Genomic DNA, 26,601 nt, shown 5'->3' with positions numbered 1-26,601 from the left:
GAGGGGTGATTACCCATTTAGCCTTCAGCCTGTTCTTCAGAAGCGGCTTCAGGAGCAGCTTCTTCAGCGGCAGGCGCTTCTTCGACAGCCGGAGCTTCTTCAACCGCAGGAGCAGCAGCGGCCTCAGCGGCAGCAGCCTTGGCGGCTTCGGCAGCTTCAGCGGCTTCCGCAGCCTTGGTCGCGCGATCTTCAGCGCGATCCTTGGCCTTCTGGCCCGGCTCAGCCTTCTTCGGGTTATTGCGGGCAGCGCGTTCCTTCACGCCAGCCGCGTCCAGAAAGCGGGCAACGCGGTCGGTCGGCTGCGCGCCAGCGGCAACCCAGTGCTTCGCGCGCTCAACGTCGATCACGACGCGCTTTTCGTCGCCCTTGGGCAGGACGGGGTTGTAGCTGCCGATGCGCTCGATGAACTTGCCGTCACGCGGCGCGCGGCTGTCGGCCACGACGATGCGGTAATAAGGACGCTTCTTGGAACCACCGCGCGAAAGACGAATGGACGTTGCCATGTTGTTTTAGACCTTTCTAACTAACTACTTGTTTCTCAATTCGTCATCCCAGCGAAAGCTGGGATCTCTCTGCCCCTGGAGAGAAGTGAGATCCCAGCTTGCGCTGGGATGACGCGCACTTCACTTCTTCATGAAATTCTGAAATCCCGGCGGCAGGTTCGGCATATTGCCCCCGCCCCCAAGGCCGCCCAATCCACCAAGACCGCCAAGGTCCGGCGCGCCACCCGCGCCGCCCATCAGCTTGTCCATGCCGCCGCCGGTGAACATCTTGGCGAGGCCCTTCAATCCGCCCATCTTGCGGATCTTCTTCATCGCCGATTCCATCTCCTGATGCATTTTCAGGAGCTTGTTGACGTCCTGCACGGTGCGGCCGGAACCCTTGGCGATGCGGATCTTGCGCTTGGCGTTGATCAGGGCGGGCTTCTCCCGCTCCTTGGGCGTCATCGACCCGATCATCGCATCGAGATGGATCAGCGTCTTGTCGTTGGCGCCACTGTTCGCCATCGCCGCCTGCGCCTTTTTCAGGCCCGGCAGCATACCCGCCAGCGCGCCCAGACCGCCCATGCGCCGCATCTGGTTAAGCTGGCTGCGCAGGTCGTTCATGTCGAACTGACCCTTCGCCATCTTCTTGGCAAGCTTATCCGCTTCCTCGGCGTCGATGCTCTCGGCGGCCTTTTCGACCAGCGAAACGACATCGCCCATGCCAAGAATACGCTGCGCCACACGCGCGGGATGGAAGGGCTCGATCGCGTCGAGCTTTTCGCCCGTGCCCGCAAATTTGATCGGACGCCCCGTAACCGCACGCATCGACAGCGCCGCACCGCCGCGCGCATCGCCGTCCATGCGGGTCAGCACCACGCCGGTCAGCGGCACCTGCGCCGTGAAGCTGGTCGCGACATTCACCGCGTCCTGACCCGTCAACGAATCAACGACAAGCAGGATTTCCGCCGGATTGGAGACCTCGGCCACCGCCTTCATCTCGTCCATCAGCGCCTGATCGACGTGCAGACGACCCGCCGTGTCGAGCATCACCACGTCGAAGCCCTGAAGCTTCGCCGCCTGCAACGCCCGCTTGGCGATGTCCACCGGCTGCTGGCCCGCCACGATCGGCAGGGTCGCGACATCGGTCTGCGTGCCCAGCACCGCAAGCTGTTCCTGCGCCGCCGGACGCTGGACGTCGAGCGACGCCATCAGCACCTTCTTGCGCTCTTTGTCCTTCAGCCGCTTGGCGATCTTGGCGGTGGAGGTGGTCTTGCCCGACCCCTGCAGGCCGACCATCATGATGACGGCGGGCGGGCTGACATCGATCAGCAGATCGGACGTTTCGGAACCCAGCGTTTCGGTCAGCGTGTCGGAGACGATCTTGACGACCATCTGCCCCGGCGTGACCGACCGCAGCACATCGCTGCCAACGGCCCGCTCGGTCGCCTGATCGACGAACTGGCGCACGACCGGAAGCGCGACGTCGGCTTCCAGAAGCGCGATTCGCACCTCGCGCATCGCGGCGCGGACATCGTCCTCCGTCAGCGCACCGCGCCCACGCAGCTTGTCGAATACCCCGCTCAGACGATCGCTTAGCGAATCGAACATCATCACCTCATTTGGGCAAAAAAGCCCCGAAAACCGCACCACCCCGCCAAACGACAAAATCGCCGGCGGGCGAAACCTCGCCGGCCAGCGTCCATCCGGTGCTCCCTTGTGAGCGCCATGGATCTGTCAGGGTATCGAACGGCGAACCGCCCGATTGCGATGTGGCCCTTAGCGGAAAGGGGTGGGGGATGCAATGCGGACCAACACACAAACCGTTCGGGCTGAGCTTGTCGAAGCCCTTCCCTTCTTTTCAAAAGAAGAAGAACCCTTCGACAGGCTCAGGGCGAACGGAGGAACAGTTGACCTCGCCTGCTCTGGCCTTTTCCCCCCACACCCCCTACATGCGCGCCACTATGGGCCGATTTTCCAAAATGCACGGGCTGGGCAACGACTTCGTCGTGATCGACGCGCGCGAGGACACCCTCGAAATGACCCCCACCCGCGCCCAAGCCATAGCCGACCGTCACGCTGGCATAGGCTGCGACCAGCTCATCCTCATCGGCCAATCCGATCGCGCGGACGTATCCATGCGCATCTTCAACAGCGACGGCAGCGAAGTCGAAGCCTGCGGCAACGCCACCCGCTGCGTCCCCCTATTCGTCGGCCGCGACGTGCTGATCGAAACCAAGGCAGGACTGCTGGAAGCCAGGGCCATCAATGGCGGCGCTACCGTCGATATGGGCGCGCCCCGGCTCGACTGGGACGCAATCCCCCTCGCCTACGCGATGGACACGCTGACGATGCCGGTCAGCTGGGAAGACCTCCCCGCCCCCGCCGCCGTCAATGTCGGTAACCCGCACGTCGTCTTCTTCGTGGACGATCTGGACGGTGTGAACTTCGACCATTTAGGCCCGCTGATCGAGACCGACCCGCTCTTCCCCGCCCGCGTCAACGTGAACTTCGCGCAGGTCATCGGCGACAATCATATCCGCCTGGTCGTCTGGGAACGCGGCGCCGGCCTCACCCGCGCGTGCGGCACCGGCGCCTGCGCAACAGCCGTCGCAGCGGTGCGGCGCAAGCTGGTGAGCGGCCCGACACGCGTCACCCTGCCCGGCGGCGACCTCGTCATCGACTGGCAGCCCGGCGGCCACATCATGATGACCGGCCCCGCCACCCACGTCTTCGACGGCGAGGCTGACTGGGCGCGCTTCTGAGCATGTCCGGCCCGCAGATCATCACCCTGGGCTGCCGCCTCAACATCGCGGAGAGCGAGGCGATCCGCGAAATGGCGGGCGGACAAGATGACCTGATCGTCGTCAACAGCTGCGCGGTAACCGCCGAAGCCGTACGCCAAACCCGCCAAGCCATCCGCCGCGCCCGCCGCGAACGGCCAGAGGCAAGGATCATGGTCACCGGCTGCGCCGCACAGACCGAGCCGGAAACCTTCGCGCAAATGGCAGAGGTGGACGCGGTAATAGGCAACCGCGAAAAACTCGACCCCACCCACTACCCGTCATCCCAGCGGAAGCTGGGATCTCAGGCGGCAGGGCACGACGTCGGGCATGAGACCCCAGCTTCCGCTGGGGTGACGAATTGGATGGAGGGCGCGGAAAAAGTCCAAGTCTCCGACATCATGGCCGTCCGCGACACCGCGCCGCACATGGCCAGCGCCTTCGCAGAACATGCCCGCGCCTTCCTCGAAGTACAAAATGGCTGCGATCATCGCTGCACCTTCTGCATCATCCCCTATGGCCGGGGAAACAGCCGCTCCGTCCCCGCAGGCGCCGTCATCGACAAGGCGCGCGAGCTTGTGGAAGCAGGTTATCAGGAAATCGTGCTGACCGGCGTGGACGTCACCAGCTACGGCCCCGACCTTCCGGGATCGCCCTCGCTCGGCCTGCTGGTCGAGCGCATATTGAAGGCCGTGCCCGCCCTGCCCCGCCTGCGCCTCTCCTCTATCGATAGCGTGGAGATTGACGACCGCCTCTTCGACCTCATCGCCCATGAGCCGCGCATGATGCCGCACCTCCATTTGTCGCTCCAGGCAGGCGACGACATGATCCTCAAGCGCATGAAGCGCCGCCACATGCGCGCTGATGCGATCCGCATCGTGGAGCGCCTGAAGGCCGTCCGCCCGGCCATCAGCATCGGCGCGGACATCATCGCCGGTTTCCCGACCGAAGATGAGGCGATGTTCGAAAACAGCCTGAAGCTGGTCGGGGAATGCACCATCGTCCACGGCCACATCTTCCCCTACTCCCCGCGCGCAGGCACACCAGCAGCCCGCATGCCGCAGGTCGATCGTGCCACCATCAAGACCCGCGCCGCCCGCCTCCGCGCGGCCTGCGAAGCGCAACGCCAGCAATGGCTGCAGAGCCTCATCGGCAGCACCCAATCCGTGCTGGTCGAACGCAACGGCCTCACGGGCCATGCGGAAAATTTCGCCCCGCTGCGCTTCGAAACGCCTCAAGCCCCCTCCTCCATCACGTCGGCAACCATCACGGCCCTTGAGAATGGCGTGCTGATCGCGCAAGAGGCTCGGCAATGACTGAACCCGGCACCAGCTGGCGCGACCGCCTCTTCGGCGGCTTGAAGCGCACCTCCGATAAGCTCGGCGAAAACCTCACCGGCATTTTCACCAAGGCCGCACTCGACGAACAAACGCTCGACGAGATCGAGGAAGCTCTGATCGTCAGCGACCTTGGCCCCGCCATGGCCGCCCGCGTCCGCGATCGCCTGTCCGAAGGCCGCTACAACCGCGAACTCACCGAAGACTATCTGCGCGAAATCATCGCGGAGGAAATCGAAAAGGTCCTAGCCCCGGTCGCACGTCCACTGGAGATCGAAGCCTTCCCTCGCCCCCAAGTGATCCTGGTCATCGGCGTCAATGGATCGGGCAAGACCACCACCATCGCCAAGCTCGCCAATAATTTCCTGGAGCAGGATTATGGCGTGATGCTGGCGGCAGGCGACACGTTCCGCGCCGCCGCTATCGGGCAATTAAAGGTGTGGGCCGATCGCCTCGGCATTCCCATCGTCGCGGGCAAGGAAGGCGGCGACGCGGCGGGCATAGTTTTCGATGCGGTAAAGCAGGCCACCGCCACCGGCATCGACGTGCTGATCGTCGATACGGCAGGCCGCCTCCAGAACAAGACCGAGCTGATGGACGAGCTGGCCAAGATCCGCCGCGTCCTCGGCCGGTTGAACCCGGCGGCACCCCATGACGTTGTGCTGGTGCTGGATGCCACCACGGGACAAAATGCGTTGAACCAGATCGAGGTTTTCAAGGAAGTCGCGCAGGTCACCGGCCTCGTCATGACGAAGCTGGACGGCACCGCGCGCGGCGGCGTGCTGGTCGCGGCGGCGGAGAAATATCGCCTGCCTATCCATGCTATCGGCGTCGGTGAAAAGATCGAGGATCTGCGCCCGTTCGATGCAGGCGACATGGCGCGCGCGATCGCGGGAACAGCCTATGCGCGGTAATCGCCCAACATCCGTCATCCCAGCGCAGGCTGGGATCTCATGCCTTGATGGCACAACACAGCCTCACGAGATCCCAGCTTCAGCTGGGATGACGGGAAATTAGATCGATGACTGACACCAAACCTGCCCACGGCGGCAATCTCAGCCTTGCCCTCGACTTCGGTCCCCTCCTTGTTTTTTTCCTGACCTATAAGGGAGCAGGATGGATCTGGGGTCCCGGCAATCCCATCACCGCAATGAGCCTTGGCACCGCCGCCTTCATGACCGCCATCGTTATCGCGGTCATTATTTCGAAGGTGAAGCTCGGCCGTGTTTCGCCCATGCTGTGGCTGTCGGCGATGCTCGTGCTCTTCTTCGGCGGCCTCACCATCTATTTCCAGGATCAGAGCTTCATTCAGATAAAGCCGACGATCATTTACAGCTTCTTCGCGCTGATGCTGTTCGGGGGCCTTCTGCGCGGCAAGGCGCTGCTCAAATATCTTCTGCAAGCCGCCTATGACGGCCTTACCGACGAAGGCTGGCGCAAGCTGTCGCGCAACTGGGGCTTCTTCTTCGTCGCCATGGCGGCCGCCAATGAAGTGATGCGCCACTCGATGAGCTTCGACGCATGGCTCGCGGTCAAGGTCTGGGGCGTCACCGTCGTTTCGCTCGTCTTCGCGCTCGCCAATATCCCGATGCTGATGCGACACGGGCTGACGATTGGGAACGCCGTGGACAGCGAGGAAATCGGCGAAACCACCCCGCCACAGGGTTGATGTTCGTTAAGTAGAACGCGTTTTTAACACAGGCGGGACCAGCCTTAGCCAACCCCGCCCACTCAATTAATGTCAACCGCCGTTGAAGTTCACCATGCAATAAAGCATCGGCAGCGACAGCAGGGTGTTCATACGCGAAAACATCATCGCGGTGGTCGCCGCCTTGGCCTTCACCGCATCCTCGGCAGGGACGATACCCAGCGCCTTTTTCTGGTTCGGCCAGATGATGAACCAGACGTTGAACGCCATCACCAGCGCCAGCCACATGCCGACGCCGATCAGCACGAAACCGGGCTGAAGCGTCAGCGCTTCCACCAGATAGACGCTGCGCCAGGCGATGATCGCCCCGGTCAGCACGGTCAGCGCTGCGCCCCAGCGGAAGAAGAACAGGGCCGAAGGCGCGATGAACTTCGACACGCCCGGCTTCAGTTCAGCCGGAACCTTGGGCATGGTCGGGATCTGGACGAAGTTGAAATAATAAAGAAGGCCGATCCACACGATGCCGAAGAACAGGTGGAGCCAACGCAGGATCGCTTGCTCGGGAATCGTGTTCGCCGGGACCGAGAAAATCACCACCAGCGCAAACACCAGCCCCACGGCGAGCACCAGATGCAAATTACCGAAGAATTTTGCCATTGATCCGTCCCCTTCATTCGGCCGCCGTTCGTGAACGGCCTGACCGATGATTCTATGTCATCGTTACGCTGCTGTCACATGGATATTTCCATGCAGCTAAACGAAAATATCCTGTTTTCCGCAGTGCAATAAGGCTGCTACGGGGCCGGGACCCTTTCGGTGGCATGCCCGTTATGCCGCCATCCATCCCAAGAACCCGAGGAGTTCCGACATGGCCTTTGTGCTGCCCAATCTGCCTTATCCAAAGGATGCCTTTGGCGACATTCTTTCGGTTGAAAACTTCGACTATCACCATGGCAAGCATCACAATGCCTATGTCGTGAAGGCCAATGAACTGGTCGCTGCAGACCCCGCGCTTCAGGGCAAGTCGCTGGTCGAACTGATCAAGAGCAGCAAGGGCGCGCTGTTCAACCAGGTGGGACAGATCTGGAACCACACATTCTACTGGCTGTCGCTGTCGCCGGAAAAGAAGCAGCCGACCGGCACGCTTCTCGCGCTCATCAACGAAGGCTTCGGCTCCGTTGATGCCTTGCTCGAAAAGCTGAAAGCGGAAGCCGTCGGACACTTTGCCAGCGGCTGGGCCGCGCTGATCCTGAAGGACGGCAAGCTGGAAGTGACCAGCTATCATGACGCCGACACTCCCGTTGCGCATGGCCACACGCCGCTGCTGATCCTCGATGTGTGGGAACATGCCTATTATATCGACTATCGTAACCTGCGCCCCAACTATGCCGAGCGCCTGCTGAAGGATGCGATCGACTGGGATTTCGTCGCGCTTAACCTGGACGGCGAAGGTGCGAGCCGCGCCGATCAGCCGGGCTGATGCATGTCACGCCGTCCGCCGCCTGAAAGGGGCAGCGGACGGCGCCTCCCTCGATCAATATCCGGCGGAAAGAACGGATTATTAACGGCGCCGTGCGAAAAACATCTTATCCTATGTTTGGAAACGGCCGATGGACCTGCAGCAATTACAAAGCCAACATGACGCGCTCGACGTAGCCGCCGACGAATTTTTGCAGCTGATTTCCGACAACGCCACGCCTCGCCAGCTTGGCACCTTCCGCTGGCAGTTTGCCCGGCTGTTAATGTCTCACCTCGCCTTGGAAGACAATATCTTCTATCCCGCGATGCAGCGTCAGGCGCATGCGCCCCTGCGGGAAACAGCAGCGCGGCTGCAAGCGGAAATGGCGCCGCTGGCGCTGGACTTCACCCACTATATGTCCCGATGGAGCGATGGTCGTATTGCTCGCGAATGGCCCGAATTTTGCCGCGAAAGCCGCCAGATCATCGATGCCTTGCTCAACCGGATGCGCAAGGAAGAGAAACTGCTGATACCCCTGCTCGCCCAAGCGGGGCTGGAGCCGCCGCTCAAACAGGCTAGCTGACTCCGCCATCGACGGGGGCAAGACCCAAGCTTCGCGCGACTTCGTCCAGATCAACGCCCGGCCGGACAAGCAGCCATTCCCGCGCCTGCGCGCCATTGACCACCGTCACCGCCCCCTTGGGGCAAACGCCGAGGCAATTCACCTCGATAATCCCCGCCGCCGCTTTGCGCCCTTTCTTCAGTGACAATCGCTTGCGTAGGGCCTTGGCGAGCCGTTCGCCCCCATCGGGACCAAAGCCGCCATCCAGCTTCTTCGAACATTTGCGGCAGACCAGCACCGCATTCTGCCAGTTGGACCGGACGTGATCCGTCAATCCACGGTCTCCCGCGGCTTCCACGTCCGCCGTTCCTCCGCCGACCGCAGCACTTCATAGGCGGCCTGGATCGTCTGGAAACGGACGGCGGCGTCCGCGTCGCCCGGCTTCACATCGGGGTGATATTCCTTGGCCAGACGCCGCCAGCTCTTCTTCACCGCTTCGAAATCGGCATCGTCCTCCAGCTCCAGCGCCTTCAACGCATGAAGCTCGTCCCGCGACCGGCTGCCGTCACCCGGCCCGCCCCAACCATGATAGGCGCTGCCCTGATAGCCGCCAGCGTCGCGGCGCTCGGCGCGCTCGCGCTGCTCCCGCTCTTCCTTGTCCAGCCCCTGAAAATAGTCCCAGTTACGGTTATATTCGCCCGCATGATCGGAACAGAAATACCAACGTTCCGAGCTGTTGGGCGACTTGGGCGCGGGGCAGTTGCCCGGCTGGTCACAGCCATACCGATCGCACATGCGCACCTGTTGCGCCTCACGCGATGCGCCGTAGCTGCGCCAGCGGGGAAATCCCCAGTCATTTGATCGGCTGCTTCGTGCCATCGGTCCCAATTAGGTAAGCCGCAGGCAGAACGCCACCCCGGCGGTTCAAATAACATCCTCCCCATCGAAGATGGGGAGGGGGACCGCCGTCAGGCGGTGGAGGGGAAAATGCGCAACGTCATCCCTTTTCCCCTCCACCATTTGCTGCGCAAACGGTCCCCCTCCCCCCGCTCCGCGCGGGGAGGATTCTAATGCCAGAGGGCCTGTAAGCCGGGTCCTGTCCACTCCTTGCGGAGATGGGCGGCCATTCCTCTAGGAGACGGATTGCTCCGTCCCTCAAGCAACCAACCCGGGCGGTCTCAGCCGAAACTGGCCTAGCAGTCGAAGCTGCGCGCCGCCCCTATTCGGTCTTGCTCCCGGTGGGGTTTACCGTGCCGCCTTCCGTTGCCGGAGACGCGGTGCGCTCTTACCGCACCCTTTCAATTTCGCTTAGCCGAAGCTGTAGCGACCTGCTTTCTGTTGCACTGTCCCTTGGATCACTCCAGCCGGCCGTTAGCCGGCACCGTCATTTCGTGGAGCCCGGACTTTCCTCGCCGTGGAAGTTACCCGCCACGCCGCGGCCGCCCGGCCCTCTGGCACGCCGCGCTATACACGCACTGCGCGCGCCCGTCATCCCTGCTTATTCATCGCCCCTCGGCTTTGGCAGCAACAAGGCAAGCAGGATCGCGCGGCATTCGCCATCGATCACTCCGTCGATCAATTCCGGCCGGAAGCGCCGCTGGAACGCGACAACCGCCGCATCGGGTTCGGCAATGTCATAACCAAAGCGCTCCAGCGCCAGCAGGAAAGCACTGTCCGACCAGAGCGGGTCCATCAGATTGCGGGTGGGACGCGGCAACGCCAGACGCAGCCGGGCCAATTGCCACCAGGGGAAAAGCTCGCCCGGGTCCTGCTTGCGCGCCGGGGCGACATCGCTATGCCCGACGATATTGCCACGCGTGATGCCGTGACGTTGCACGATGTCATGCATCAGCGGGATGAGCGCCTCAATTTGCGCGTCGGGAAAGGGGCGATAACCCCATTCATGGCCAGGATTGACGATTTCGATCCCGATACTCGCCGAATTGACGTCATCCGTGCCGCGCCAGTGGGAACGGCCCGCATGCCAGGCCCGTCTGGCTTCATCGACCATGCGGACGATCTCGCCTTCTTCGGTCACCACATAATGGGCGGAAACCTTTGATTCCGGGCTGGCCATCCAGTTGATCGCGCTCTGGGCGTCCGGCATGCCGGTATAATGCAACACCAGCATGGATATGGGCAGCTTGCGGTCGTCAAAATTGGGTGACGGCGTTTCGATCATTGGAATGTCGCTCATCGGAAACCCGCAATCACCACTTGTCCTCGCCCCGCATCAGGAAGCGCCCCTGTCGCAGACAATGGCCGAGAGCCATTGACCGATCAAGCGCAAGCGCTTCCTTGATTGTGTGCCGGGCACCAGATGTGCGCGAAACCCGAGTCAGACGGCGCGGCGAAGAACCTCGCTGCCACACTGCGTCGTTTCCAGCCGCCGTGCATATCCACCGCGAAATTCCGGATGGGGAATGAAATCCTCGCTATGGCCGATCACGGTCTCGCCAGCACCCAGCAACAGCACCGACTTTTCCTGACTATGCCGCTTCAGAAGGCGGAATACCTCCTGACGCCGCTCCGGCGTGAAATAAAGCAGCACATTGCGGCAAAGGAGCAGGTCATACTCGCCCGACGGGGCCTTCGCATCAAACAGATTGTCCGTCCGGAAATCGATCATCCGGCGCAGTTCCGGGCTGGCGCGCCAATTGTCTCCAGCGGGTTCGAACCATTTGATCAGGTCGCCCACCGCGAGACCGCGCTGGACGTCCATCTGCGAAAAGACGCCGCTGCGCGCTTGATCTATGGCGGCGGTCGAAATGTCTGTCGCCAATATTTCGATTCGCCAGCCACGCCAGCGGGCAATATCATTGCGCAATTGAATCGCGAGGGAATAGACTTCCTGACCCGTGGAACAGCCCGCGCTCCAGATCCGCAGCACCCGGTCCCGCCGGTCGGCGTAGAAGGACGGCAGGATATGCCGATGGATCATGTCGAAGATCTGGAGATCGCGGAAGAAGCTGCTTTCGTTGTTGAGCAGCGCGTTGATCACCTCATCTTCCAGACGCGGATCACGATTGCCCAGCAGGCGGGTGGCCAATTCGTCCATGTCGGCAAGGCCATGGGTGCGCATGACCGGCTTGAGCGCCGTTTCCATCCGCCATGCGCGGCTTTCCGACAATATCTGCCCGGTGCGCGCCTCCAGCAGAGCCGAAAAGATGCGGGCGGCCCCGCTCGAGGATGAATCGGTCGAAAGGGTCAATGTGTCAAACCTCTGCTCTTTCCGCGCCGCGCGACGAAATCCATGATGGCATAGGGGTCCAGCAACGCACAGCTGAGCCCAGCCGCTGTCACCGATCCCGGCATGCCCCAAACCACGCTGCTCGTTTCATTCTGCGCCACGATCCAACCGCCTGCGTCAACGATGTCATGTCCGCCGACCGTGCCGTCACGGCCCATCCCGGTCAGGACGACGCCTGCCGCGCCTGGCCCATATGCTTCGGCCATGCTGGTGAACATCGGATCGACGCCGGGCAGGTTTCCCGCGAGCGTGCGCTGGGGATTTAACGTGACCATCACTCGCCCATAAAGTCCCCGGCGAACCTGCAAATTGGCGTCGCCGGGCGCGACATAGATGGTATCGGGCACCAGCATTTCGCCCTGCTCGCCAACCTTCACGCGCAGGCTGGTCATCCGGGCAAGCTGCTGTACGAAATAGGATGTAAAGCTGACCGGCAGATGCTGGGTCAGCAGGATCGGCACGCCCAGCGGCTCGGTCATGCCGGCAAACAATTGACTCAGCGCATGGATACCGCCCGTCGAAGCACCGATGCCGAGGCAAGCGAGCGGAGCGGTGGGCTTGCTCGCCGCCATGACGACCGGCTGCGCCTCCGCCGCCTGTGCCAGGTTGGCGCCGAACAGGCGCGACAGCCGATCGATCAGCGCGTGGGGAAACTGTTCGCCGAAGCAACCGCTGCCGGGTTTCGCGAAAATGTCGCTCGCTCCCAGCGCCAGTGCCTCGATCGCCGCTCCGCTGCCTTCCTGGCAATTTCCGGAAAGGATGACCACCTTGCCGCCAGGATTCGCGCGGAGAAAGGCGGGAAGCGCCGACAATCCGCTCTGCCCCGGCAACTCGATGTCCAACAGGACCAGGTCGACCTCATGCGCGGCCAGATAACCCAATGCATGTTCGGCACTGTTGGTCTTGTGGACCACCGAAAATGCCGGATCGCTATCCAGGATGCGCGCGATCATTGTCCGCACGATGACCGAATCATCGACAACCATTACGCGGACCTGCGGTCTGCTCTGGCTGGCCAGGATAGGCGTGACGGCGGACATTGATGGGCTTTCTGGCGACAGGAACGGATTGGGGCGAATCAGCGAATCAACGGTTCAGATGACGCCCACGATCGACAGCTTGCTTTCCAGCGTTTCGCGATCGAACGGCTTCATCACATATTCGTCGGCGCCCGCCTCCACGGCTGCCTTGATATGGCTGATCCCGTTTTCAGTGGTGCAGAAGATGATCTTCGGCCGAGCGGTTACCTTCGCGGTGGAAAGCGCCTGAAGAAATTCCATTCCGCTCATGACCGGCATGTTCCAATCCAGCAGGACCACGTCCGGCGCTGCGGCTTCGCATTGGGTCAGTGCATCCTGCCCATCCACCGCTTCACTAACCGACAAGTCGAGTGATTCCAGGATATGCCGTGCAACTTTGCGGATGACTTTCGAATCATCGACTACCAGACAGTTTTTCATGAAGCGTCCCTTGGATTTTTCCCCGTGCAGGAAAGATTAGCCACCAAAGCCGAGTAATTCGTAAACGAGCCAGGAATTTATGCGGCCTGTGCCATCAGCCCGGTTTCGATGAAGCTCGCCAGCGAAACCAGCAGGTGCGGATGCCCATCCTGTTCGACGATCGCCCGCGCATAAGGTGCCCAGGCCTTGTCCAACTGCCCACGCAGCGGCAGATCGCCTTCGGGCACCTGGCAAATATCATGCACCGCATCCACCATCAGGCCATAGCTGTGCCCGCTGATGTCGGCGATGATCGCCAGGCCCCGCCGATCCGGCGGCGTGGGCGCACCAAGGATAAGGGCGGGTACGTCAATGATCGTCAGCACACGGCTGCGCAGGGCGGACAGTCCGGCAACATGCCCCAACATGCCGGGCACCGGCGAGATGTCGGCCAGCTTCACGACCGCCTCGACCTCATTCGCCTCCACGGCGACGCGGGTGTCGGCCAATCTCGCCAGAAGGTAAAGTTGCTCCATAAATACCTCCTTAGCGCCGGGTGCCGGTGATGGCCGCCATCAGGGCGTCCTGGTCATAGCGGTAGATGCTGCCATCCTCTGGCCCTGCCGGTTTTGGTGACGCGCGCAGTTGAACGATGCGGCATCCCAATATCTCGGCCGCCTGCGTCAGGTCACGGTCAGAACAAAGGACCACGTCCGCCGGATCGACGGCCTCTCCCTGGGGTAGCCCCAGAAGGACTTCATGGCCCGCCTGACGCAGCAAGGGCGCCAATATCTCACGCGTCCAGCCATCCTCACTGTCAGCAAGGACGCATCGTCCCCGAACGCGTTTTGCTAAACTACTATCTGGCAGGGCGGCAAACAGCGCGAAGGGATTAAGGACCTCAAGATGTTCGCCATCGACCATGGCGACGCCGCTCAGCACGCCTTGCAGGGCGACCATGTCGGGCACCGCAGGCATTTCTACGATGTCGAGAACAGCGGCGACCGGATAGCAGGCTTCCTGATTGCCATCCCGAAGCCGCAGCGCCGAAACATGATCGGCCGCAAATTTATGCGCGCCGTTGGCTACCGGCACCAGCCGTCCATCCAGCCGCACAAAGGCATGAACGCCCGAACGGCCAAAGAGCGACGCATCAACGTCCTCCACCCGCTCCACCAGAGAAAGCTTGATCAGCCGCCGTTCGCCCGACAGCTCCTCAAAGCGCAGGGCCGACACCATCTCGACCCGGACAGCACCATCGTCATTGTCATCCGCCTGATCATTGGCCCGTTCATCCGCAACATTCGGCAAGCGCGCGGCATTGGCGAGGCCCGCCGCGTCGAGCAGCAGCATCGGCTTGCCATTGTCGGGCAGTGTCATGCCCGCATAGACGCCGGTCGCCATGACCAGCGGAGATGCGGGGCGAATAACCAGTTCCTCATGGTTATCGACAGCGGCGACACCCAGGGCAAAGGGCACGCCAGTCGCAGATCGGACTACCATGATTGCGCGCGGACCCGGCTGGGCGGACTTCTCCATCCCCAACACATCTTCCAGATCGATCATCGAATGACGCACCGACCGGATCGTGGCGATCTTCGCGCCACCGACTTCGGCGACATGCAGCGTCTCGTTATTATCGTGCAGTATCTCGACCACCGCCGCGCGCGGAATGGCGAAGTGCAGACCCCCAGACCGGATGATAAGACCCGGAATAATCGTCAGCGTCAACGGAACGCGCAGCACGATCCGCAATCCCCGCCCAAGCTCATTGTGCAGCGCGATGACGCCGCCGATCCGCTCGACATTGGCGCGAACCACGTCCATCCCGACCCCCCGGCCCGATATCGCGGTCACATGGTTGGCGGTCGACAGCCCGGCCTGGAAGATCAGCTCCAGCTTTTCCGCCTCGCTCATTCTGGCGGCGGCATCGCGGGTCAGCCTGCCTGCTGAAACTGCCTTTTCCACCAGTCGCCCGGTATCGATGCCCTGGCCGTCGTCGCTGACCTCGATCACGATCTGGTTGCCCGACTGGCGTGCCTGCAACTTCAGCGTCCCGGCTTCCGGCTTGCCCAGCGCCTTGCGCCGCTCGGGCGTTTCGATGCCATGATCGATGCTGTTGCGCACAATGTGGGTCAGTGGATCGACCACCATCTCCACCATCTCGCGGTCCATTTCGACGTCGCCGCCCTCAAGGATCAGGTCGATCCGCTTGCCCAGTTCGCGGCCCAGGTCACGCACCATGCGCGGAATGGCGGTGAACAGCCGCTCCACCCGCTGCATCCGCGTCTTGGAAATGGCGTCCCGCATGTCAGCAACGCACGTGGAAAGCCGTTCGAAGCTGCTTTCAAGCTCTGGGTCGCTCGACCGTTCGCGCAGCTTGCGCGACAGTTCGTTGCGCGCCAGCACCATGTCCGACACGCCGTTCATCAACTGATCGATCAGCGATAGCGGCAACCGGATGGTCCGTGGCACCGCCTGCGCGCCACCCTGACGCACGGCCTCGATTGCGGGAGCGACCTCTGCGGCCGCCGGTGCTTCCTCGCGTTCGGCAAGAGCACCAATCAGATAGTCATCATTTTCATCCGGCAGCGCAGCGCCGATCGCCACCGCCTCGGCAAGTTCGGCGATCCGATCCATGATGCCCAGCACGGCGCTCACCGTCGCCGGATCGGCGGTACGGTTTCCAGCGCGGATTTCCGACAGCACGTCCTCGGCCGCATGGCTCAGCCGTTCAAAACGCGGCAGGTTGAGGAAGCCGCAGCTGCCCTTAACCGTATGGAAGAAGCGGAAAATGGCATCCAGCCGGTCGCGGTCGCTGGGGTCCGCCTCCCAGGCGACGACCTCGCCCGCCAGAGCTTCCAGCGTTTCCTGCGTCTCGGCTATGAATTCCTGAAGTAACTCGTCCATTCCCTTGGCCTTCACGGATGCGCGCGACGGCACCATGGGGAAGGCATAGTTAAAGGCCCGTTAAAGACGTTGAATAGCCAGCAAAAAGGGCGCCGCGATCATCATCGCGACGCCCCTTTCGGCTTGGGAAAGCGAAAGCTTAGCGCTCCGTCTTCTCTTCGACGGCATCGGCAGCGCGCTCACCCGCTTCGCGAGTGGCCTCGGCCTTGTTCTCCAAAGCGTCGGCGGCGTTCTCGGCGGCGCTCTCGGCATTGCCGGACAGATTATCGGCCATCGCTTCCATATTCTGGGCCTGGTTGTCGATGGCGTCCGCCTGATTCTCGTATGCGTTCTCGACCTTGTTTTCCTGCTTGGAATCGCACGCAGCAAGCGCGATCAAGCTGGCAAGGCCGAGGACTGAGACGATGGTTTTCACGGCGTGTTCTCCTGTTGCGCCCCCCTGGGGCTGACGTCATTCGGCAAGAATTCCGGCCGCGCAAAGCACCCAGAACTCTGACCGCGATCAACTGGTCGCACGGCAGATGGTTCCCGCCGCAGGCTCCTTTCGTCGCAGAAACGAATTATTTTTTGAGGTTGTCGCGGATTTCACGGAGCAGCAGCACTTCCTCCGGGGTCGCGGCGGGGGCCTCATCGGGCTTGGGCATCAGCTTGTTCACTGCCCTCACGAGCAGGAAGATGATGAAGGCGAGGATGAGGAAATTGACCAACACGGTCAAAAATTCGCCCCACCCCAGCATGGCGACCCCTGCGCCCTTAAGGTCGGCGTAGCTTTCCGGATTGCCCTTGAACCCGGCCGGTATGTCGCCAAGCCGGATGAAATAGCGGGAAAAGTCCGCACCGCCGAACAGGTAACCCACCACCGGCATGATCAGGTCGTCGGTCAGCGACTTGGTGATGGTGGCGAACGCGCCGCCAATGATGACGCCAACCGCCAGGTCGATCACGCTGCCCCGGTTTATAAATGTCTTGAATTCGGAAATCAGTCCCATGTGAGAACCCCTTGCACTGATTGCGTGTTTAACAGGATGAGCCGTTGCACCCGCTTCGACAACCACCTATTTCCGACGTCGCAACAATGCCGAGGATGCTCCATGACGATCCTGCGCCGATTTTCTCCTGCTCTCCTCCTGCCTTTGCTGACGGCCTTTGCGCTGTCTGCCTGCGGCATCAACAGCGTGCCCACCGCGGAGGAAGCGGCCAAAGCCAAATGGGCCGATGTTCAGGCCCAATATCAGCGCCGCTCCAACCTGATCGGCAATCTGGTCGCCACAGTGAAGGCAGCTGGCAAACATGAACAGGACACTTTGGTGAGGGTCACGGAGGCGCGCGCCAAGGCAACATCGGTGCAGGTCAACGCCGAGGATCTGTCCGACCCCGCCAAGGTTCAGCAGTTCCAGCAGGCCCAGGCACAATTGAGTCAGGGCCTCGGACGGCTGCTGGCATCGGTGGAGGCTTATCCGGACCTCAAATCGAACCAGAATTTCCTCGATCTCCAGTCACAGCTGGAAGGGACCGAGAACCGGATCGCCGTCGCCATTCGCGACTATAATGAAGCGGTGCGCGCCTATAACACTCGCATCCGCACCTTCCCCGACGCGATCGGTGCCAAGATCATTCATGGCGCCAAGCCGATGACCCCCTTCCAGGCAACCACGCCGGGAGCCGAAGAAGCGCCCAAGGTCGACTTCGGCAACTAAGCGCCAGCCATGCTCCGCCGCCTGCTCCTGATCTTTGCACTCCTGTCAGGGATGCTTGGCATGGCTGCGGCCGCCGGAGCGCAGAGCTTTCCGAAGTTCGACGACAAGGGCGTCGTGGATGCCGCGAACATCCTCGACCCCGCGCAGGAACAGGCGCTGAGCCAGAAGCTGATCGCGCAGAAGCAGGCAAGCGGGCGGTCGCTGGTGGTGGCCACCGTTCCAGACCTTCAGGGCTATGACATATCGGACTATGGCTACCGCCTCGGCCGCGCCTGGGGGATCGGGGACAAGAATAATCAGGGCGTCTTACTGATCATCGCCCCCAATGAACGCAAGGTGCGGATCGAAGTAGGATATGGCGTCGAAGGCATACTGACCGACGCGCTGTCTTCGCAGATTATCCGCAACGCCATCACGCCGCGTTTCAAGGCTGGCGACATGGCGGGCGGGATCGATGCGGGCGTCGATCAGATCACGTCACTACTCGCCCTGCCGCCCGATCAGGCGCGAGCACGCGCCGCGCAGGCGGAGGCCGAAGCCCGTCAGCAGGATAGCGGCGGCGGCGGCATCCTCGGCTTCTGGATCATCATGTTCTTCGTCTTCTTCGTCCTGCTACCGCTGCTGTCGCGAGCGCGCGGCGGCAAACGCTATCGCCGTGGTGGCGGCGCGCCTGTCATCCTCTGGGGTCCCGGCATGGGCTCTGGATGGGGCTCTGGCGGCGGGGGCGGATCAAGCTGGGGCAGTGGCGGAGGCGGCTTTTCAGGAGGAGGCAGCTTCGGGGGCGGCGGCGCCTCGGGGGACTGGTGATGCAAGTGCTTTTCAATCAGGCGGACCACGAACTGGTCACCGCCGCCGTCAAGGAAGCAGAGACACAAACATCCGGCGAGATCGTGACGATCGTCACGCGCCGTTCCGATAGCTATCATGATGTCGGCCTCAGTTGGGCGGTGGCGGCCATATTCCTCGCCTTGTCTTTCATGGCTGCATTCCCGGCACAGTTGCGCGCCTTCCTCTCCACTCTTTTGCTCGATTGGGAACATGAGCTTTCCGACTGGAAGCTCATCCTGGGCCTGACCGGCCTTCTCATCCTGAAGTTTCTCGTGGTGCGCTATCTGCTCGCCATCATGCCGCTGCGCATGCTGATGACGCCGCGCGCTACCAAGGCCCGCCGGGTGCGCCGCCGCGCGATCCTGCTCTTCCGCACCGCCGCCGAAGCCCGCACGCGAGGGCGGACGGGCGTTCTCATCTATCTCTCGCTTGACGAGCATCGCACCGAGATCGTCGCCGACCGCGCGATCAACGAAAAAGTCGCGCCCGAGGCATGGGGCGATGCGATGGCAGCACTGATCGATGCGATCCGGGCGGGCCAGCCCGGACAGGGGCTGGCACAGGCCGTGCGTCAGGTCGGCGCTGTCCTCGCGACTCATTTCCCGCGCGAGCAGGATGACATCAACGAATTGCCCGACAGGCTGATCGAATTATGAGTGAACAGGATATGGCCGCCCCGGAAGAAATCATGTGGGCTGGCCGTTTCATCACCGCCAAGCGTCGCGGCAGATGGGAATATGTGGGGCGAGCGCGCGGCATCCATGCTGCCGTCATCCTCGCCATCGACGAAGACGCGGACGGGCGACGGCATGTGCTGCTGGTCGATCAATTCCGGGTGCCGCTTGGTCGCCGCTGCATCGAACTGCCCGCAGGCCTCGTGGGCGACGATGACGAAGGCGAGGCATCCGAACGCGCGGCGATCCGCGAACTGGAAGAGGAAACTGGATACCGCGCAGGTCGCATGGAGGCCGCTGGCGACTTCTACAGCTCGCCCGGCATGGTGTCCGAAAGCTTCTGCCTTTTCCGCGCGCATGACCTGCGGAAGGCCGGAGATGGCGGAGGCGTGGACGGGGAGGATATCCGCGTCCATCGCGTTCCACTGGATCAGTTGGCCGGGCAGATCGCCGTCTGGCGTGCCGAAGGTTTTGCCATCGATGTCAAACTGCTGCTGCTCCTCGGTGCCGAGCTGAGCCGCTAAACATCAAGGCACGCGATACCAGGCCGCGACCCTCTCCAGCGCCAGCGTCAGGACCAGTTTGCCCGCCCTGCTCGGCCATCCGAGCGCCCGCTCCGCCGCGACCAGCCCCTCGCCAGCGCAGGCAACCCGCCATAATATATCGCTAAGCCCCGGCCCGGCGGCGGCGATGGCGGCATGGAAACGCTCCCGCGCCGACAGCTGGGCCATGCTGGGATCAGGCGCTGCCGAGCCATTTCTTGGGCCACTCGTGGAAGGCGCAGCGTCCCATCGCATGGTGACGCGCGGACCAAGCCCCGCTTTCTCCCAATCAGCGCGCAACAACTCCCCCGCCCTGAAATAGCGCTCACTCAGGTGACCGCGCGCATACAGCCATGCCAGCGGCGATTCGCCCATATTCACCGCCACTGTCTGGACATATCCTGCGGGGTCCTCGATCTTCTGCTCCACATATTGGCTTCGCATCGGCTTCCTCCTCATGCATGAATGATGCGAAGGGGCTTGCCACGACGAACCATTTGTAGGAAAGATGAAAAACCAAATAGGTGAAAAATCGGGAATAGGCATGATCACCCGGATTAGAGAAGTTCGAAAAGCCAAGGGTTTGACGCTGGAGCAAGTCGCGGCGCTTTGCCGCCCTGCAACCACAGCGCAGACTATCGGCCGGCTGGAAACTGGCACGCGAACCGTATCGGTCAACTGGTTGAACCGCATTGCCGACGCTTTGGGCGTTGGCTCGTCGGAACTGGTGGCGCTGCCGGGTCAAAGCGTGGTGCCGGTCGCGGCGCTGCTCGGCCCCGAAGGCGCCCGAGCGCCCACGCGGAGCCTGTCCTTCCCTCCGCCCGTCCCCGCCGACGCGATGATCGGCGTCCAGGTATCCGCCAGCATTGGCGACTATCGCAGCGGCGACGAAATCTGGTGCCGCCGCATCGGCCCGGACGAATTTGCCAGCGCGCTCAATCGGGACATATTGCTGCCACGCCATGCCGGGCGCTTCGTCTTTGGCAGACTGATCGGGCGAGAGGGCGACAAGTTGCAGATATTGCCGCTCGGCAGTGGCAGCCGTCAGCAGGTGATCAGCGACCCACCCTGGGGCGCTGTGGCGGTTCAGTTGGTAAGACAATTATAGCCAAAGCCGCGCTTCAGCCCTAACTCTCGATTAACCGCGATGCTTTAAGGGGGACAGCATGACGCTGAATGTCCTTACGCTCTCGACCCTGTTCCCGGACATGAGCCGTCCGAATTTCGGGGTGTTCGTCGAACGGCAGGCGCGGGAACTCGCCAGCCGCCCCGATGTCAATGTCACGGTGATCGCGCCGCTGGGCGTACCGATCTGGCCGATCGGCCTTGGCAACCGATATGCGCCGCTTCGCGCCCTGCCGCGCAAGGAACGCTGGCAGAACCTCACCGTCTATCGCCCGATCTTCTCCACCATTCCCAAGATCGGCGCACGCTACAACGTCCGCAGCATGACCCGCGCGATCCTGCCGCTGGTACGTCATCTGCATGAACAGCAGCCCTTCGACGTCATCGACGCCAGCTTCTTCTTCCCCGACGGCCCCGTCGCGCAACGCCTGTCACGCGCCCTCGGCATCCCCTACTCCGTTAAAGCGCGCGGCGCCGACATCCATTATTGGGGCAAACGGCGCGACACGCGCGGCATGGTGAAACGCGCCGGGACGGAAGCAGCGGGCCTGCTCGCCGTGTCCAGCGCGATGCGCCGATCGATGGTCAAGCTGGGCATGGACGCGGAAAAGATCCGCGTTCACTATACCGGCGTCGATCTTGATCGCTTTGAATTGGCCGATCGCGCCGCCGCCAAGGAGGCGCTGGGCTTCGAAGGACCCGTGGTCCTGTGCGTCGGGGCGCTTATTCCGCGCAAGGGGCAGGAACTGCTGGTGCAGGCGCTTCCGCGTCTGCCCGGCATCACCCTGCTCTTCGCTGGTCAGGGTCAATATCGCCGGGCGCTGGAAAAGCAGGCCGAGGAACTGGCCGTTGACCGCCGCATCGGGTTCCTCGGCTCCGTCCCGCATGACCGGTTGCCGCGCATTTATGCTGCGGCCGATGTGATGGCGCTACCCTCATCCTCCGAGGGGCTCGCCAACGCCTGGGTCGAATCGCTGGCTTGCGGCACGCCGATCGTCATCACCGATGTCGGGGGCGCGCGCGAACTGCTCGACCGTCCGGAGGCAGGCAAGATCGTTGACCGTGACCCTGAAGCGATCGCGGCCGCCATTGGAGAAATTCTCTACAACCCGCCCGAGCGCGAAGCGGTGCGCGATGCAGCACTGCGCTTCACCTGGGAAGCCAATGCCGACCTTCTGCTCCACCATCTGAAGGGCATCGCCCGCAACGGCTAGGCCGGGTGGAGGGGTTGCCCGTGAAGCCCCCCCCGCCCCTCTCAGATCATGGGCCGCACGCCGCAACCGACGGCGCTCGGCATCAGGGCAAATCGGTCACTTCTGGCAGGAAACGATCGCCGCGATCACCGACAGCGTTTCCTCCGGATCCCGCACGCGCACCGTGTCCAGCCCCAATTCCTTGGCCGGATAGTCATTGCCGCCCGGAAAGATCGCGTCGCCGATGAACATCATCGCATCCAGCGCGATGCCGCTCGCATCGCACAGCTTCTTGAGGCCGTATGCCTTGTCCACGCCCTCGCGCGTGATGTCGATCGATGTCGCGCCGCCTATGTTAATCGACAGGCCGGGCAGCCGCTCCCGCAGGTCGGCCTGAATGATGCGACGCTTGGCAAAGTCCGGGTCCCATCCCTCCTTCGCGTGGATAGGAGCCTGCTGCCCCAGCGCGGAGAAGGTGATCTGGCTGCCGCGATCCTCGATTCGCTCCCCCCAGGTTTCCTCCGGCACGAAACCCGTCGCTTCCAATGCCTGATCGAAGGCAGCGAAGATGTTCTGCTTCTGCGCTTCATCAAATAATTCGGCATAGACCGGCGCCCATGCGCCTGCCTGATGCGTGAAAAGCTTGGTGCCGGTCGTCGGCATCAGCCACAGGCGCGACAGGTCCGCGCGGCCGGGCAGGCGGCTCGCGACCTGCTTGTCGAATTGCGGCCAGTCACCACCGGAAATCACGGCAACATGCGCGACCGTCATCAGGTCAGCCAGCGCCTCCCCCATCTCTTCGCCCAAAGGTTGCTTGCTTTCCGCCAGCGTTCCGTCGAGATCGAAGGCGATCAACTCTTTCATATGGGCAAGCTCCTGGAATCCATGTCGGCGCAGCTACCATCAATTAAGCGATCGGCAAATGCATAGAGCAGAGGAAATGACGCCGCGCATGCCGTTGGAAAGTGGAAGCGATTGGGTGCTGCTCGGTCGGGGCAAAAGCTCGGAGGTTTTCCGTATCGGCGGGGGAAAGGTCGTCAAGATATTCCACGATGCCGTGTCGGAGGAGATGATCGAGCGCGAAATGACGGCGGCCATGATGGCTGCCTCCCTCGGCCTTCCCACCGCCGCGCCAAGCACGCGGGTCGAGGTGGATGACAAGCGCGCCCTCATCTATCCAGAGATAAGCGGCCCATCGGTCGCCCACGCTATCCGCAAGAAACCGCTGTCAGCCGCGTCCCTGCTGCGCGACATGGCGGGGGTTCTACACGGCGTTCATGCCCAGAGCGTATCGGGACTGCGCACCGTCAAGTCCGTCCTGCAAACCGACATCGACTATGGCCCTGCCCCGGAGACGCTTAAGCGCGCCGCCAAACATTATCTCGTCCGCCTGCCGGAGGGCAGCCAGCTCCTCCACGGCGACTTTCACATCGACAATATTCTGGTCAACGATGGCGGGCTGGTGATCCTCGACTGGGCAAAGGCCGCAATCGGCGCTCCCGCCGCCGATGCCGTCAGGAGCGAAATGCTGATGCGGTTCGGCGAAGGTCCCAACGATGTCATCACCAATGCCTGGCGCGACTGGGCCGCTCGTCAGCTTGGCCGCGCCTATCGCAAAGAAAGCGGCGTCACGCCCGATCAGCTTACCCTATGGCGTCCGATCGTCGCGCTGGCGTGGCTCCGCGCACGCCCGCCCGTCCGCAATGCAGCTTTCACCCGCTATCTGGACGACGCCCTGCGCGGAGCGGGACTCCCGGTCTTCAGCTGACCCGCGCCAGATTTAGCCGCTGCACTGGCGCGTCCAAACTGCGCTCCGCCATCCTGGACTGACCGCACAGACGCTCGACAGCATTGTTAATCAGCATATCGAGACCCTGATCACTCAGCAGGCCGCCTCTGATCAGGCATCGGTCGATCAGCACCCGGCGGAACGCTGCATAAAGCGTCTGGTCCGGCGCGCCCGGATCGAGCCAGAACTCGTCCAGCGTTCCTTTATAAACGACGCCGGGCACCTTGTAGACAGCATGTCCCAGCACCAGCACCGGCTTACCCTTGTTCAGCGCCAGCGTACCGACCGTGCTGTTCACTGTCACCACGCCCAGCGACCGGCCGACCACCTGAGCGATATCGAGGTCCGCAAGATAATAGACGCGATCCGCCACCCCATAGCGAGAGGCAAGCCGCCGCGTCAGTCGCTCCCAAGCCACGAGTCCCGAATCCAGCGGATGGCGCTTCACCACCAGATTGGTGCCCTCGGGTGCATATCGCGCGAAGCTCTTGATCACGAACCGCAAGGCCGCGCGCATATTGCCGAAGGGCGAATGGACGCGAATCTGATAGTCCGAATCCAGCTGCAACGGCAGGGCGAAATAGGGCTTGTCCTTAATCTCGTCCCACTGGGTCCGCGACAAACGCATATCCCGCTTTCGCAGCATCAGCTTCTTGAACCAGCCCGCCGCCTCCAGCAGGAAGCTTTGCGGTCGGTGCGTCCGGTAGAAGGGAAAGACCGGCCACATCATCGCCGACGCCAAGCCATTGCGCGTCGTATTCACGGCGCGCCTGCGGAAGGTCGAAGGGATTTGCGGCTCCCGCCCACCCTCCGGCGGCAGGCCCAGCGCCTGATCCAGATACCATTGCGGGTCGAGCGGCAGGGTAGAATTGCCGTTCACCCCATCCTCTTGCAACGTCATGAAGTCCGGCCGGATATAGCCTTCCTCCAGCACATGGACGCGCAAGCCGCGCAGCCGCGCCATCTTGTGCGCGGACGCATGATAGGGGCGGCAATCGCCATAGAGAATCAGGTCTGTAACGCCGTGCTGGACGATGAAATCATCGAAGAAGAGCGGCCAGTTGCGGAAGGACCCGCGATAATCCGTCGCCTCCCCCGGCCAGTCGACCTTATCCCCGCCATTGATGTTGATCCGCAAGGCGCCATGCCCGCGCGCCCGCAAGGCATCTGCCAGCATCGCGAAAAAGGGTCCATGCGGTCCCTGAAGGAAGAGGAAGGTCTTGGCTCGGCTGTCAGCCATGGAGATGCTCGGCAGACAAAGTCATGAATCTTCTAATTTTCCCCTGTAGCGTCCGCATTCGGATCAGCCATGAAGTTGACGACGTCGATCCACCACCCAAACGCTCCACCATGATTTCAGGGCCGCAGGGCAGACATGTTACCGGGTCCAGGTAACGAGGATAGAGAATGAGGGCGGCCGCGACAAGCTGGTCGATGGTGAGCTTGCGCCCCCGCCGCACATTGGGCTCGGCAAGGTCGCGGGTCAGCCCCCATCCCGCATAAAATGGCATGCCATGCACGGTAACGGGCCGATCGCGCAGCAGCGCCTCGAAGCCCGTCAGCGACGACAGCACATGCACCTCGTCCACCGCCTGCACCAGCGCCATCAGCGGCGCGCCGCTGTCCAGCGCGTCGGCATGTTCATGCACGACGGCATCGCTCAAATGTCCGCGCCTCAGTCCAGCCTGCACATCGGGATGAGGCCGATAGATGATATGGGCATCCGGCTCGGCCCGCCGCGCTCGCTTCAGCAGGCCCAGATTGCCCTCGACACCAGCGCCGCCGAGCTGCACCGACAGGTCATCCTCCACCTGCCCAACGACCAATACCGTGCGCTTGGCGCTGGGGAGGCTCGGCATCTGGCCACCATCCTGCCCATATTTGGTGACGCCCGTCGCCCGGATCTTCGCGCGGAGCCGACCGGCGCGCTCCACTAGCGCCGGCGAAAAAGCATGTGTCGCAAGCAACGTCTCCAGGTCGCTCGGCCCGCCCGCATCATAATAAATGCCCGACCGATCGATGACGACCGACCCCGGCGGCGTCAGCGCAGCCCCCAGCCCCTTGGACCGCAAAAAGCCGTCTTCCACACGCGCGACGGCGATGCCCGGCGCATCCGCCTGCAAGGAGGAAGGCACCCGCGACGGCCACACCGCCAGCGCCCCGCCCTCGCGCCTTGCCCGCCGCACCCCGGCGCGTGGGGGAAGGAAGGGCGGCGACCGCACCCCATCCCAAAGGAACCGCCGCATCGCTTCGCGCTTCCAGAAAGCCATGCCGCTGGCGGCGGCGATATGCCGGTTGCCTTGCAGATGGCGGCCCCACTCCGCCAGTTGCGCGACGGCTTGCTCGACACCCACCGCCTCGCCGCTGAAACAATCCCGGTAGCTGGCCGCCGCGACCGCGCGCTTCGCCGCCAGCCGAAGCCGCTCAGGCGCGATCACTTCCCCATGGGGGCCACGCACAGCAACGCCCAGCATCCCCGCAATGATCGCCAGCTCATCGTCGGCCGCCGCATGGACGGAGCGCGCCTGCGCCACCAGCGCCCAGGGATCATATTCTTTGCCGGAAGGCCGCGCAGGCAGAATGACGATCTCATCGCGCTCCAAGCCCTCGCGGGGAAAACGACACCCCGCTCGCGCCACAAGCTTCACGCCCTCGCGCTGGCGACCCCAAAAGGCCCCTCCAACCCGCGCCGCCGCGATCTGGTCGATAACGCTGTCCGGAACCTCGTCCGGCTCGCCCGCCCGATCACGCAGGATGCTCACCGCCGACACACGCGGGGCAATTCCGGGAAAGGGCGGCGATCGCAGGAAGGGCAGCGGCGTCACTTCGTCAAATCCCGTCCGCATCCGGCAGAAAAGCAATTGTCCACAATGGGTTTCATGC

Annotated in this window: 30 protein-coding genes and 1 other RNA gene; 13 read left to right on the top strand and 18 right to left on the bottom strand. The window is 62.8% G+C overall.

Annotation, left to right across the window (positions count from 1 at the left end; translation table 11 throughout):
- Positions 1-17 precede the first annotated feature (17 nt).
- Together rpsP and ffh are read right to left on the bottom strand one after the other, a co-directional pair.
- The gene (rpsP, locus tag ACZ5TB_RS01040) at positions 18-503 is read right to left on the bottom strand and encodes a 30S ribosomal protein S16 (protein ID WP_464791689.1); all 486 of its coding nucleotides are present in this window, start codon (positions 501-503) and stop codon (positions 18-20) included.
- Between the two features lie 120 nt (positions 504-623).
- Positions 624-2,096, bottom strand: coding sequence for a signal recognition particle protein (ffh, locus tag ACZ5TB_RS01035; protein WP_464791688.1), 1,473 nt, complete (start codon positions 2,094-2,096; stop codon positions 624-626).
- 350 nt (positions 2,097-2,446) lie between these two features.
- Here ffh and dapF point away from each other — a divergent pair, with 350 nt between their 5' ends.
- The 4 genes from dapF (at position 2,447) to ispZ (ending at position 6,271) form a co-directional block, all read left to right on the top strand.
- A complete protein-coding gene (gene dapF, locus ACZ5TB_RS01030; RefSeq protein WP_464792454.1) occupies positions 2,447-3,247 on the top strand; it encodes a diaminopimelate epimerase in 801 nt (266 codons plus the stop codon).
- Positions 3,248-3,249: 2 nt separating this feature from the next.
- Positions 3,250-4,581, top strand: coding sequence for a tRNA (N(6)-L-threonylcarbamoyladenosine(37)-C(2))-methylthiotransferase MtaB (gene mtaB, locus ACZ5TB_RS01025; protein WP_464791687.1), 1,332 nt, complete (start codon positions 3,250-3,252; stop codon positions 4,579-4,581).
- On the top strand, positions 4,578-5,516 hold the full coding sequence (ftsY, locus tag ACZ5TB_RS01020) for a signal recognition particle-docking protein FtsY (RefSeq protein ID WP_404956525.1): 939 nt from the start codon (positions 4,578-4,580) through the stop codon (positions 5,514-5,516). The genes mtaB and ftsY overlap by 4 nt, the downstream gene beginning before the upstream one ends.
- Positions 5,517-5,623: 107 nt before the next feature.
- The gene (gene ispZ / locus ACZ5TB_RS01015) at positions 5,624-6,271 is read left to right on the top strand and encodes a septation protein IspZ (protein WP_464791686.1); all 648 of its coding nucleotides are present in this window, start codon (positions 5,624-5,626) and stop codon (positions 6,269-6,271) included.
- Positions 6,272-6,343: 72 nt separating this feature from the next.
- Here ispZ and ACZ5TB_RS01010 read toward each other — a convergent pair whose 3' ends face one another.
- Positions 6,344-6,907 carry a urate hydroxylase PuuD gene (locus ACZ5TB_RS01010; RefSeq protein ID WP_464778992.1) on the bottom strand — a complete coding sequence of 188 codons (564 nt, stop codon included), beginning with the start codon at positions 6,905-6,907 and terminating at the stop codon, positions 6,344-6,346.
- 211 nt (positions 6,908-7,118) lie between these two features.
- Here ACZ5TB_RS01010 and ACZ5TB_RS01005 point away from each other — a divergent pair, with 211 nt between their 5' ends.
- Positions 7,119-7,730 carry a superoxide dismutase gene (locus ACZ5TB_RS01005; protein ID WP_464791685.1) on the top strand — a complete coding sequence of 204 codons (612 nt, stop codon included), beginning with the start codon at positions 7,119-7,121 and terminating at the stop codon, positions 7,728-7,730.
- A 130-nt stretch (positions 7,731-7,860) separates the two neighbouring features.
- The gene (locus tag ACZ5TB_RS01000; RefSeq protein ID WP_464791684.1) at positions 7,861-8,292 is read left to right on the top strand and encodes a hemerythrin domain-containing protein; all 432 of its coding nucleotides are present in this window, start codon (positions 7,861-7,863) and stop codon (positions 8,290-8,292) included.
- Here the strand turns inward: ACZ5TB_RS01000 and ACZ5TB_RS00995 are convergent.
- The 11 genes from ACZ5TB_RS00995 to mscL all read right to left on the bottom strand — a co-directional run bounded on the left by ACZ5TB_RS00995 (position 8,285) and on the right by mscL (position 16,859).
- The gene (locus ACZ5TB_RS00995; protein WP_464791683.1) at positions 8,285-8,629 is read right to left on the bottom strand and encodes a (2Fe-2S) ferredoxin domain-containing protein; all 345 of its coding nucleotides are present in this window, start codon (positions 8,627-8,629) and stop codon (positions 8,285-8,287) included. The genes ACZ5TB_RS01000 and ACZ5TB_RS00995 overlap by 8 nt on opposite strands.
- A complete protein-coding gene (locus tag ACZ5TB_RS00990; RefSeq protein ID WP_464791682.1) occupies positions 8,602-9,150 on the bottom strand; it encodes a J domain-containing protein in 549 nt (182 codons plus the stop codon). Before ACZ5TB_RS00990 ends, ACZ5TB_RS00995 begins: the two co-directional genes overlap by 28 nt.
- Positions 9,151-9,340: 190 nt before the next feature.
- Positions 9,341-9,726: RNase P RNA component class A (gene rnpB / locus ACZ5TB_RS00985), an RNA gene on the bottom strand.
- 43 nt (positions 9,727-9,769) lie between these two features.
- Positions 9,770-10,468: an N-acetylmuramoyl-L-alanine amidase gene (locus ACZ5TB_RS00980; RefSeq protein ID WP_464791681.1), complete on the bottom strand. Its 699-nt coding sequence runs from the start codon at positions 10,466-10,468 to the stop codon at positions 9,770-9,772.
- A gap of 141 nt (positions 10,469-10,609) precedes the next feature.
- Positions 10,610-11,482: a CheR family methyltransferase gene (locus ACZ5TB_RS00975; RefSeq protein ID WP_464791680.1), complete on the bottom strand. Its 873-nt coding sequence runs from the start codon at positions 11,480-11,482 to the stop codon at positions 10,610-10,612.
- Positions 11,479-12,561, bottom strand: coding sequence for a chemotaxis protein CheB (locus ACZ5TB_RS00970; RefSeq protein WP_464791679.1), 1,083 nt, complete (start codon positions 12,559-12,561; stop codon positions 11,479-11,481). The genes ACZ5TB_RS00975 and ACZ5TB_RS00970 overlap by 4 nt, the downstream gene beginning before the upstream one ends.
- 54 nt (positions 12,562-12,615) lie before the next feature.
- Positions 12,616-12,981 carry a response regulator gene (locus ACZ5TB_RS00965; RefSeq protein ID WP_196225378.1) on the bottom strand — a complete coding sequence of 122 codons (366 nt, stop codon included), beginning with the start codon at positions 12,979-12,981 and terminating at the stop codon, positions 12,616-12,618.
- Between the two features lie 77 nt (positions 12,982-13,058).
- Positions 13,059-13,496, bottom strand: a complete 438-nt coding sequence (locus tag ACZ5TB_RS00960; protein WP_464791678.1) for a chemotaxis protein CheW — start codon at positions 13,494-13,496, stop codon at positions 13,059-13,061.
- A 10-nt stretch (positions 13,497-13,506) separates the two neighbouring features.
- Positions 13,507-15,870, bottom strand: a complete 2,364-nt coding sequence (locus ACZ5TB_RS00955; RefSeq protein ID WP_464791677.1) for a chemotaxis protein CheA — start codon at positions 15,868-15,870, stop codon at positions 13,507-13,509.
- 139 nt (positions 15,871-16,009) lie between these two features.
- Entirely contained in the window at positions 16,010-16,285 is a 276-nt protein-coding gene (locus ACZ5TB_RS00950; RefSeq protein WP_464791676.1) for a hypothetical protein, read from the bottom strand.
- A 145-nt stretch (positions 16,286-16,430) separates the two neighbouring features.
- Positions 16,431-16,859: a large conductance mechanosensitive channel protein MscL gene (gene mscL / locus ACZ5TB_RS00945; protein WP_464791675.1), complete on the bottom strand. Its 429-nt coding sequence runs from the start codon at positions 16,857-16,859 to the stop codon at positions 16,431-16,433.
- 102 nt (positions 16,860-16,961) lie between these two features.
- Between mscL and ACZ5TB_RS00940 the strand changes: the two genes are divergently transcribed.
- From ACZ5TB_RS00940 to ACZ5TB_RS00925, 4 genes are read left to right on the top strand one after another with little or no spacing between them, the layout of a single operon-like run.
- Positions 16,962-17,567: a LemA family protein gene (locus tag ACZ5TB_RS00940; RefSeq protein ID WP_464791674.1), complete on the top strand. Its 606-nt coding sequence runs from the start codon at positions 16,962-16,964 to the stop codon at positions 17,565-17,567.
- 9 nt (positions 17,568-17,576) lie between these two features.
- Entirely contained in the window at positions 17,577-18,374 is a 798-nt protein-coding gene (locus ACZ5TB_RS00935) for a TPM domain-containing protein (protein WP_464791673.1), read from the top strand.
- The gene (locus ACZ5TB_RS00930) at positions 18,374-19,051 is read left to right on the top strand and encodes a TPM domain-containing protein (protein WP_464791672.1); all 678 of its coding nucleotides are present in this window, start codon (positions 18,374-18,376) and stop codon (positions 19,049-19,051) included. Before ACZ5TB_RS00935 ends, ACZ5TB_RS00930 begins: the two co-directional genes overlap by 1 nt.
- Positions 19,048-19,593, top strand: a complete 546-nt coding sequence (locus tag ACZ5TB_RS00925; RefSeq protein ID WP_464791671.1) for an NUDIX hydrolase — start codon at positions 19,048-19,050, stop codon at positions 19,591-19,593. Before ACZ5TB_RS00930 ends, ACZ5TB_RS00925 begins: the two co-directional genes overlap by 4 nt.
- A gap of 3 nt (positions 19,594-19,596) precedes the next feature.
- Here the strand turns inward: ACZ5TB_RS00925 and ACZ5TB_RS00920 are convergent, their stop codons facing one another.
- Positions 19,597-20,055 (bottom strand): DUF6456 domain-containing protein, encoded by a 459-nt coding sequence (locus ACZ5TB_RS00920; protein WP_464791670.1) that lies wholly within the window; start codon positions 20,053-20,055, stop codon positions 19,597-19,599.
- 100 nt (positions 20,056-20,155) lie between these two features.
- On the opposite strand from ACZ5TB_RS00920, the gene ACZ5TB_RS00915 reads away from it, so the two are divergent.
- Positions 20,156-20,719 carry a helix-turn-helix domain-containing protein gene (locus ACZ5TB_RS00915; RefSeq protein ID WP_449471217.1) on the top strand — a complete coding sequence of 188 codons (564 nt, stop codon included), beginning with the start codon at positions 20,156-20,158 and terminating at the stop codon, positions 20,717-20,719.
- 58 nt (positions 20,720-20,777) lie between these two features.
- Positions 20,778-21,950, top strand: coding sequence for a glycosyltransferase (locus ACZ5TB_RS00910; protein WP_464791669.1), 1,173 nt, complete (start codon positions 20,778-20,780; stop codon positions 21,948-21,950).
- A gap of 96 nt (positions 21,951-22,046) precedes the next feature.
- Here ACZ5TB_RS00910 and ACZ5TB_RS00905 read toward each other — a convergent pair whose 3' ends face one another.
- A complete protein-coding gene (locus ACZ5TB_RS00905; RefSeq protein WP_464791668.1) occupies positions 22,047-22,793 on the bottom strand; it encodes an HAD-IIB family hydrolase in 747 nt (248 codons plus the stop codon).
- An 88-nt stretch (positions 22,794-22,881) separates the two neighbouring features.
- On the opposite strand from ACZ5TB_RS00905, the gene ACZ5TB_RS00900 reads away from it, so the two are divergent.
- Complete coding sequence (locus tag ACZ5TB_RS00900; protein ID WP_464791667.1) at positions 22,882-23,697, top strand: phosphotransferase family protein; 816 nt, start codon at positions 22,882-22,884, stop codon at positions 23,695-23,697.
- On the opposite strand, the gene ACZ5TB_RS00895 is transcribed toward ACZ5TB_RS00900, so the two are convergent.
- Together ACZ5TB_RS00895 and ACZ5TB_RS00890 are read right to left on the bottom strand one after the other, a co-directional pair.
- Positions 23,690-24,958: a capsule biosynthesis protein gene (locus tag ACZ5TB_RS00895; RefSeq protein ID WP_464791666.1), complete on the bottom strand. Its 1,269-nt coding sequence runs from the start codon at positions 24,956-24,958 to the stop codon at positions 23,690-23,692. The genes ACZ5TB_RS00900 and ACZ5TB_RS00895 overlap by 8 nt on opposite strands.
- Positions 24,951-26,543, bottom strand: a complete 1,593-nt coding sequence (locus ACZ5TB_RS00890; RefSeq protein ID WP_464792453.1) for a capsular polysaccharide export protein, LipB/KpsS family — start codon at positions 26,541-26,543, stop codon at positions 24,951-24,953. Before ACZ5TB_RS00890 ends, ACZ5TB_RS00895 begins: the two co-directional genes overlap by 8 nt.
- Positions 26,544-26,601 lie beyond the last annotated feature (58 nt).

The sequence above is a fragment of the Sphingobium sp. TomTYG74 genome (assembly GCF_055393875.1).
Note: the sequence above shows the minus strand (reverse complement) of the source record. Positions and strands in the feature narration are given on the sequence as shown.

Coding starts and splice junctions, on each gene's coding strand:
- rpsP (WP_464791689.1), bottom strand. CDS start 503: ATGGCAACGTCCATTCGTCTTTCGCGCGGTGGTTCCAAGAAGCGTCCT.
- ffh (WP_464791688.1), bottom strand. CDS start 2,096: ATGATGTTCGATTCGCTAAGCGATCGTCTGAGCGGGGTATTCGACAAG.
- dapF (WP_464792454.1), top strand. CDS start 2,447: ATGGGCCGATTTTCCAAAATGCACGGGCTGGGCAACGACTTCGTCGTG.
- mtaB (WP_464791687.1), top strand. CDS start 3,250: ATGTCCGGCCCGCAGATCATCACCCTGGGCTGCCGCCTCAACATCGCG.
- ftsY (WP_404956525.1), top strand. CDS start 4,578: ATGACTGAACCCGGCACCAGCTGGCGCGACCGCCTCTTCGGCGGCTTG.
- ispZ (WP_464791686.1), top strand. CDS start 5,624: ATGACTGACACCAAACCTGCCCACGGCGGCAATCTCAGCCTTGCCCTC.
- ACZ5TB_RS01010 (WP_464778992.1), bottom strand. CDS start 6,907: ATGGCAAAATTCTTCGGTAATTTGCATCTGGTGCTCGCCGTGGGGCTG.
- ACZ5TB_RS01005 (WP_464791685.1), top strand. CDS start 7,119: ATGGCCTTTGTGCTGCCCAATCTGCCTTATCCAAAGGATGCCTTTGGC.
- ACZ5TB_RS01000 (WP_464791684.1), top strand. CDS start 7,861: ATGGACCTGCAGCAATTACAAAGCCAACATGACGCGCTCGACGTAGCC.
- ACZ5TB_RS00990 (WP_464791682.1), bottom strand. CDS start 9,150: ATGGCACGAAGCAGCCGATCAAATGACTGGGGATTTCCCCGCTGGCGC.
- ACZ5TB_RS00980 (WP_464791681.1), bottom strand. CDS start 10,468: ATGAGCGACATTCCAATGATCGAAACGCCGTCACCCAATTTTGACGAC.
- ACZ5TB_RS00970 (WP_464791679.1), bottom strand. CDS start 12,561: ATGTCCGCCGTCACGCCTATCCTGGCCAGCCAGAGCAGACCGCAGGTC.
- ACZ5TB_RS00965 (WP_196225378.1), bottom strand. CDS start 12,981: ATGAAAAACTGTCTGGTAGTCGATGATTCGAAAGTCATCCGCAAAGTT.
- ACZ5TB_RS00960 (WP_464791678.1), bottom strand. CDS start 13,496: ATGGAGCAACTTTACCTTCTGGCGAGATTGGCCGACACCCGCGTCGCC.
- ACZ5TB_RS00955 (WP_464791677.1), bottom strand. CDS start 15,870: ATGGACGAGTTACTTCAGGAATTCATAGCCGAGACGCAGGAAACGCTG.
- mscL (WP_464791675.1), bottom strand. CDS start 16,859: ATGGGACTGATTTCCGAATTCAAGACATTTATAAACCGGGGCAGCGTG.
- ACZ5TB_RS00940 (WP_464791674.1), top strand. CDS start 16,962: ATGACGATCCTGCGCCGATTTTCTCCTGCTCTCCTCCTGCCTTTGCTG.
- ACZ5TB_RS00935 (WP_464791673.1), top strand. CDS start 17,577: ATGCTCCGCCGCCTGCTCCTGATCTTTGCACTCCTGTCAGGGATGCTT.
- ACZ5TB_RS00930 (WP_464791672.1), top strand. CDS start 18,374: ATGCAAGTGCTTTTCAATCAGGCGGACCACGAACTGGTCACCGCCGCC.
- ACZ5TB_RS00925 (WP_464791671.1), top strand. CDS start 19,048: ATGAGTGAACAGGATATGGCCGCCCCGGAAGAAATCATGTGGGCTGGC.
- ACZ5TB_RS00920 (WP_464791670.1), bottom strand. CDS start 20,055: ATGCGAAGCCAATATGTGGAGCAGAAGATCGAGGACCCCGCAGGATAT.
- ACZ5TB_RS00915 (WP_449471217.1), top strand. CDS start 20,156: ATGATCACCCGGATTAGAGAAGTTCGAAAAGCCAAGGGTTTGACGCTG.
- ACZ5TB_RS00910 (WP_464791669.1), top strand. CDS start 20,778: ATGACGCTGAATGTCCTTACGCTCTCGACCCTGTTCCCGGACATGAGC.
- ACZ5TB_RS00905 (WP_464791668.1), bottom strand. CDS start 22,793: ATGAAAGAGTTGATCGCCTTCGATCTCGACGGAACGCTGGCGGAAAGC.
- ACZ5TB_RS00900 (WP_464791667.1), top strand. CDS start 22,882: ATGCCGTTGGAAAGTGGAAGCGATTGGGTGCTGCTCGGTCGGGGCAAA.
- ACZ5TB_RS00895 (WP_464791666.1), bottom strand. CDS start 24,958: ATGGCTGACAGCCGAGCCAAGACCTTCCTCTTCCTTCAGGGACCGCAT.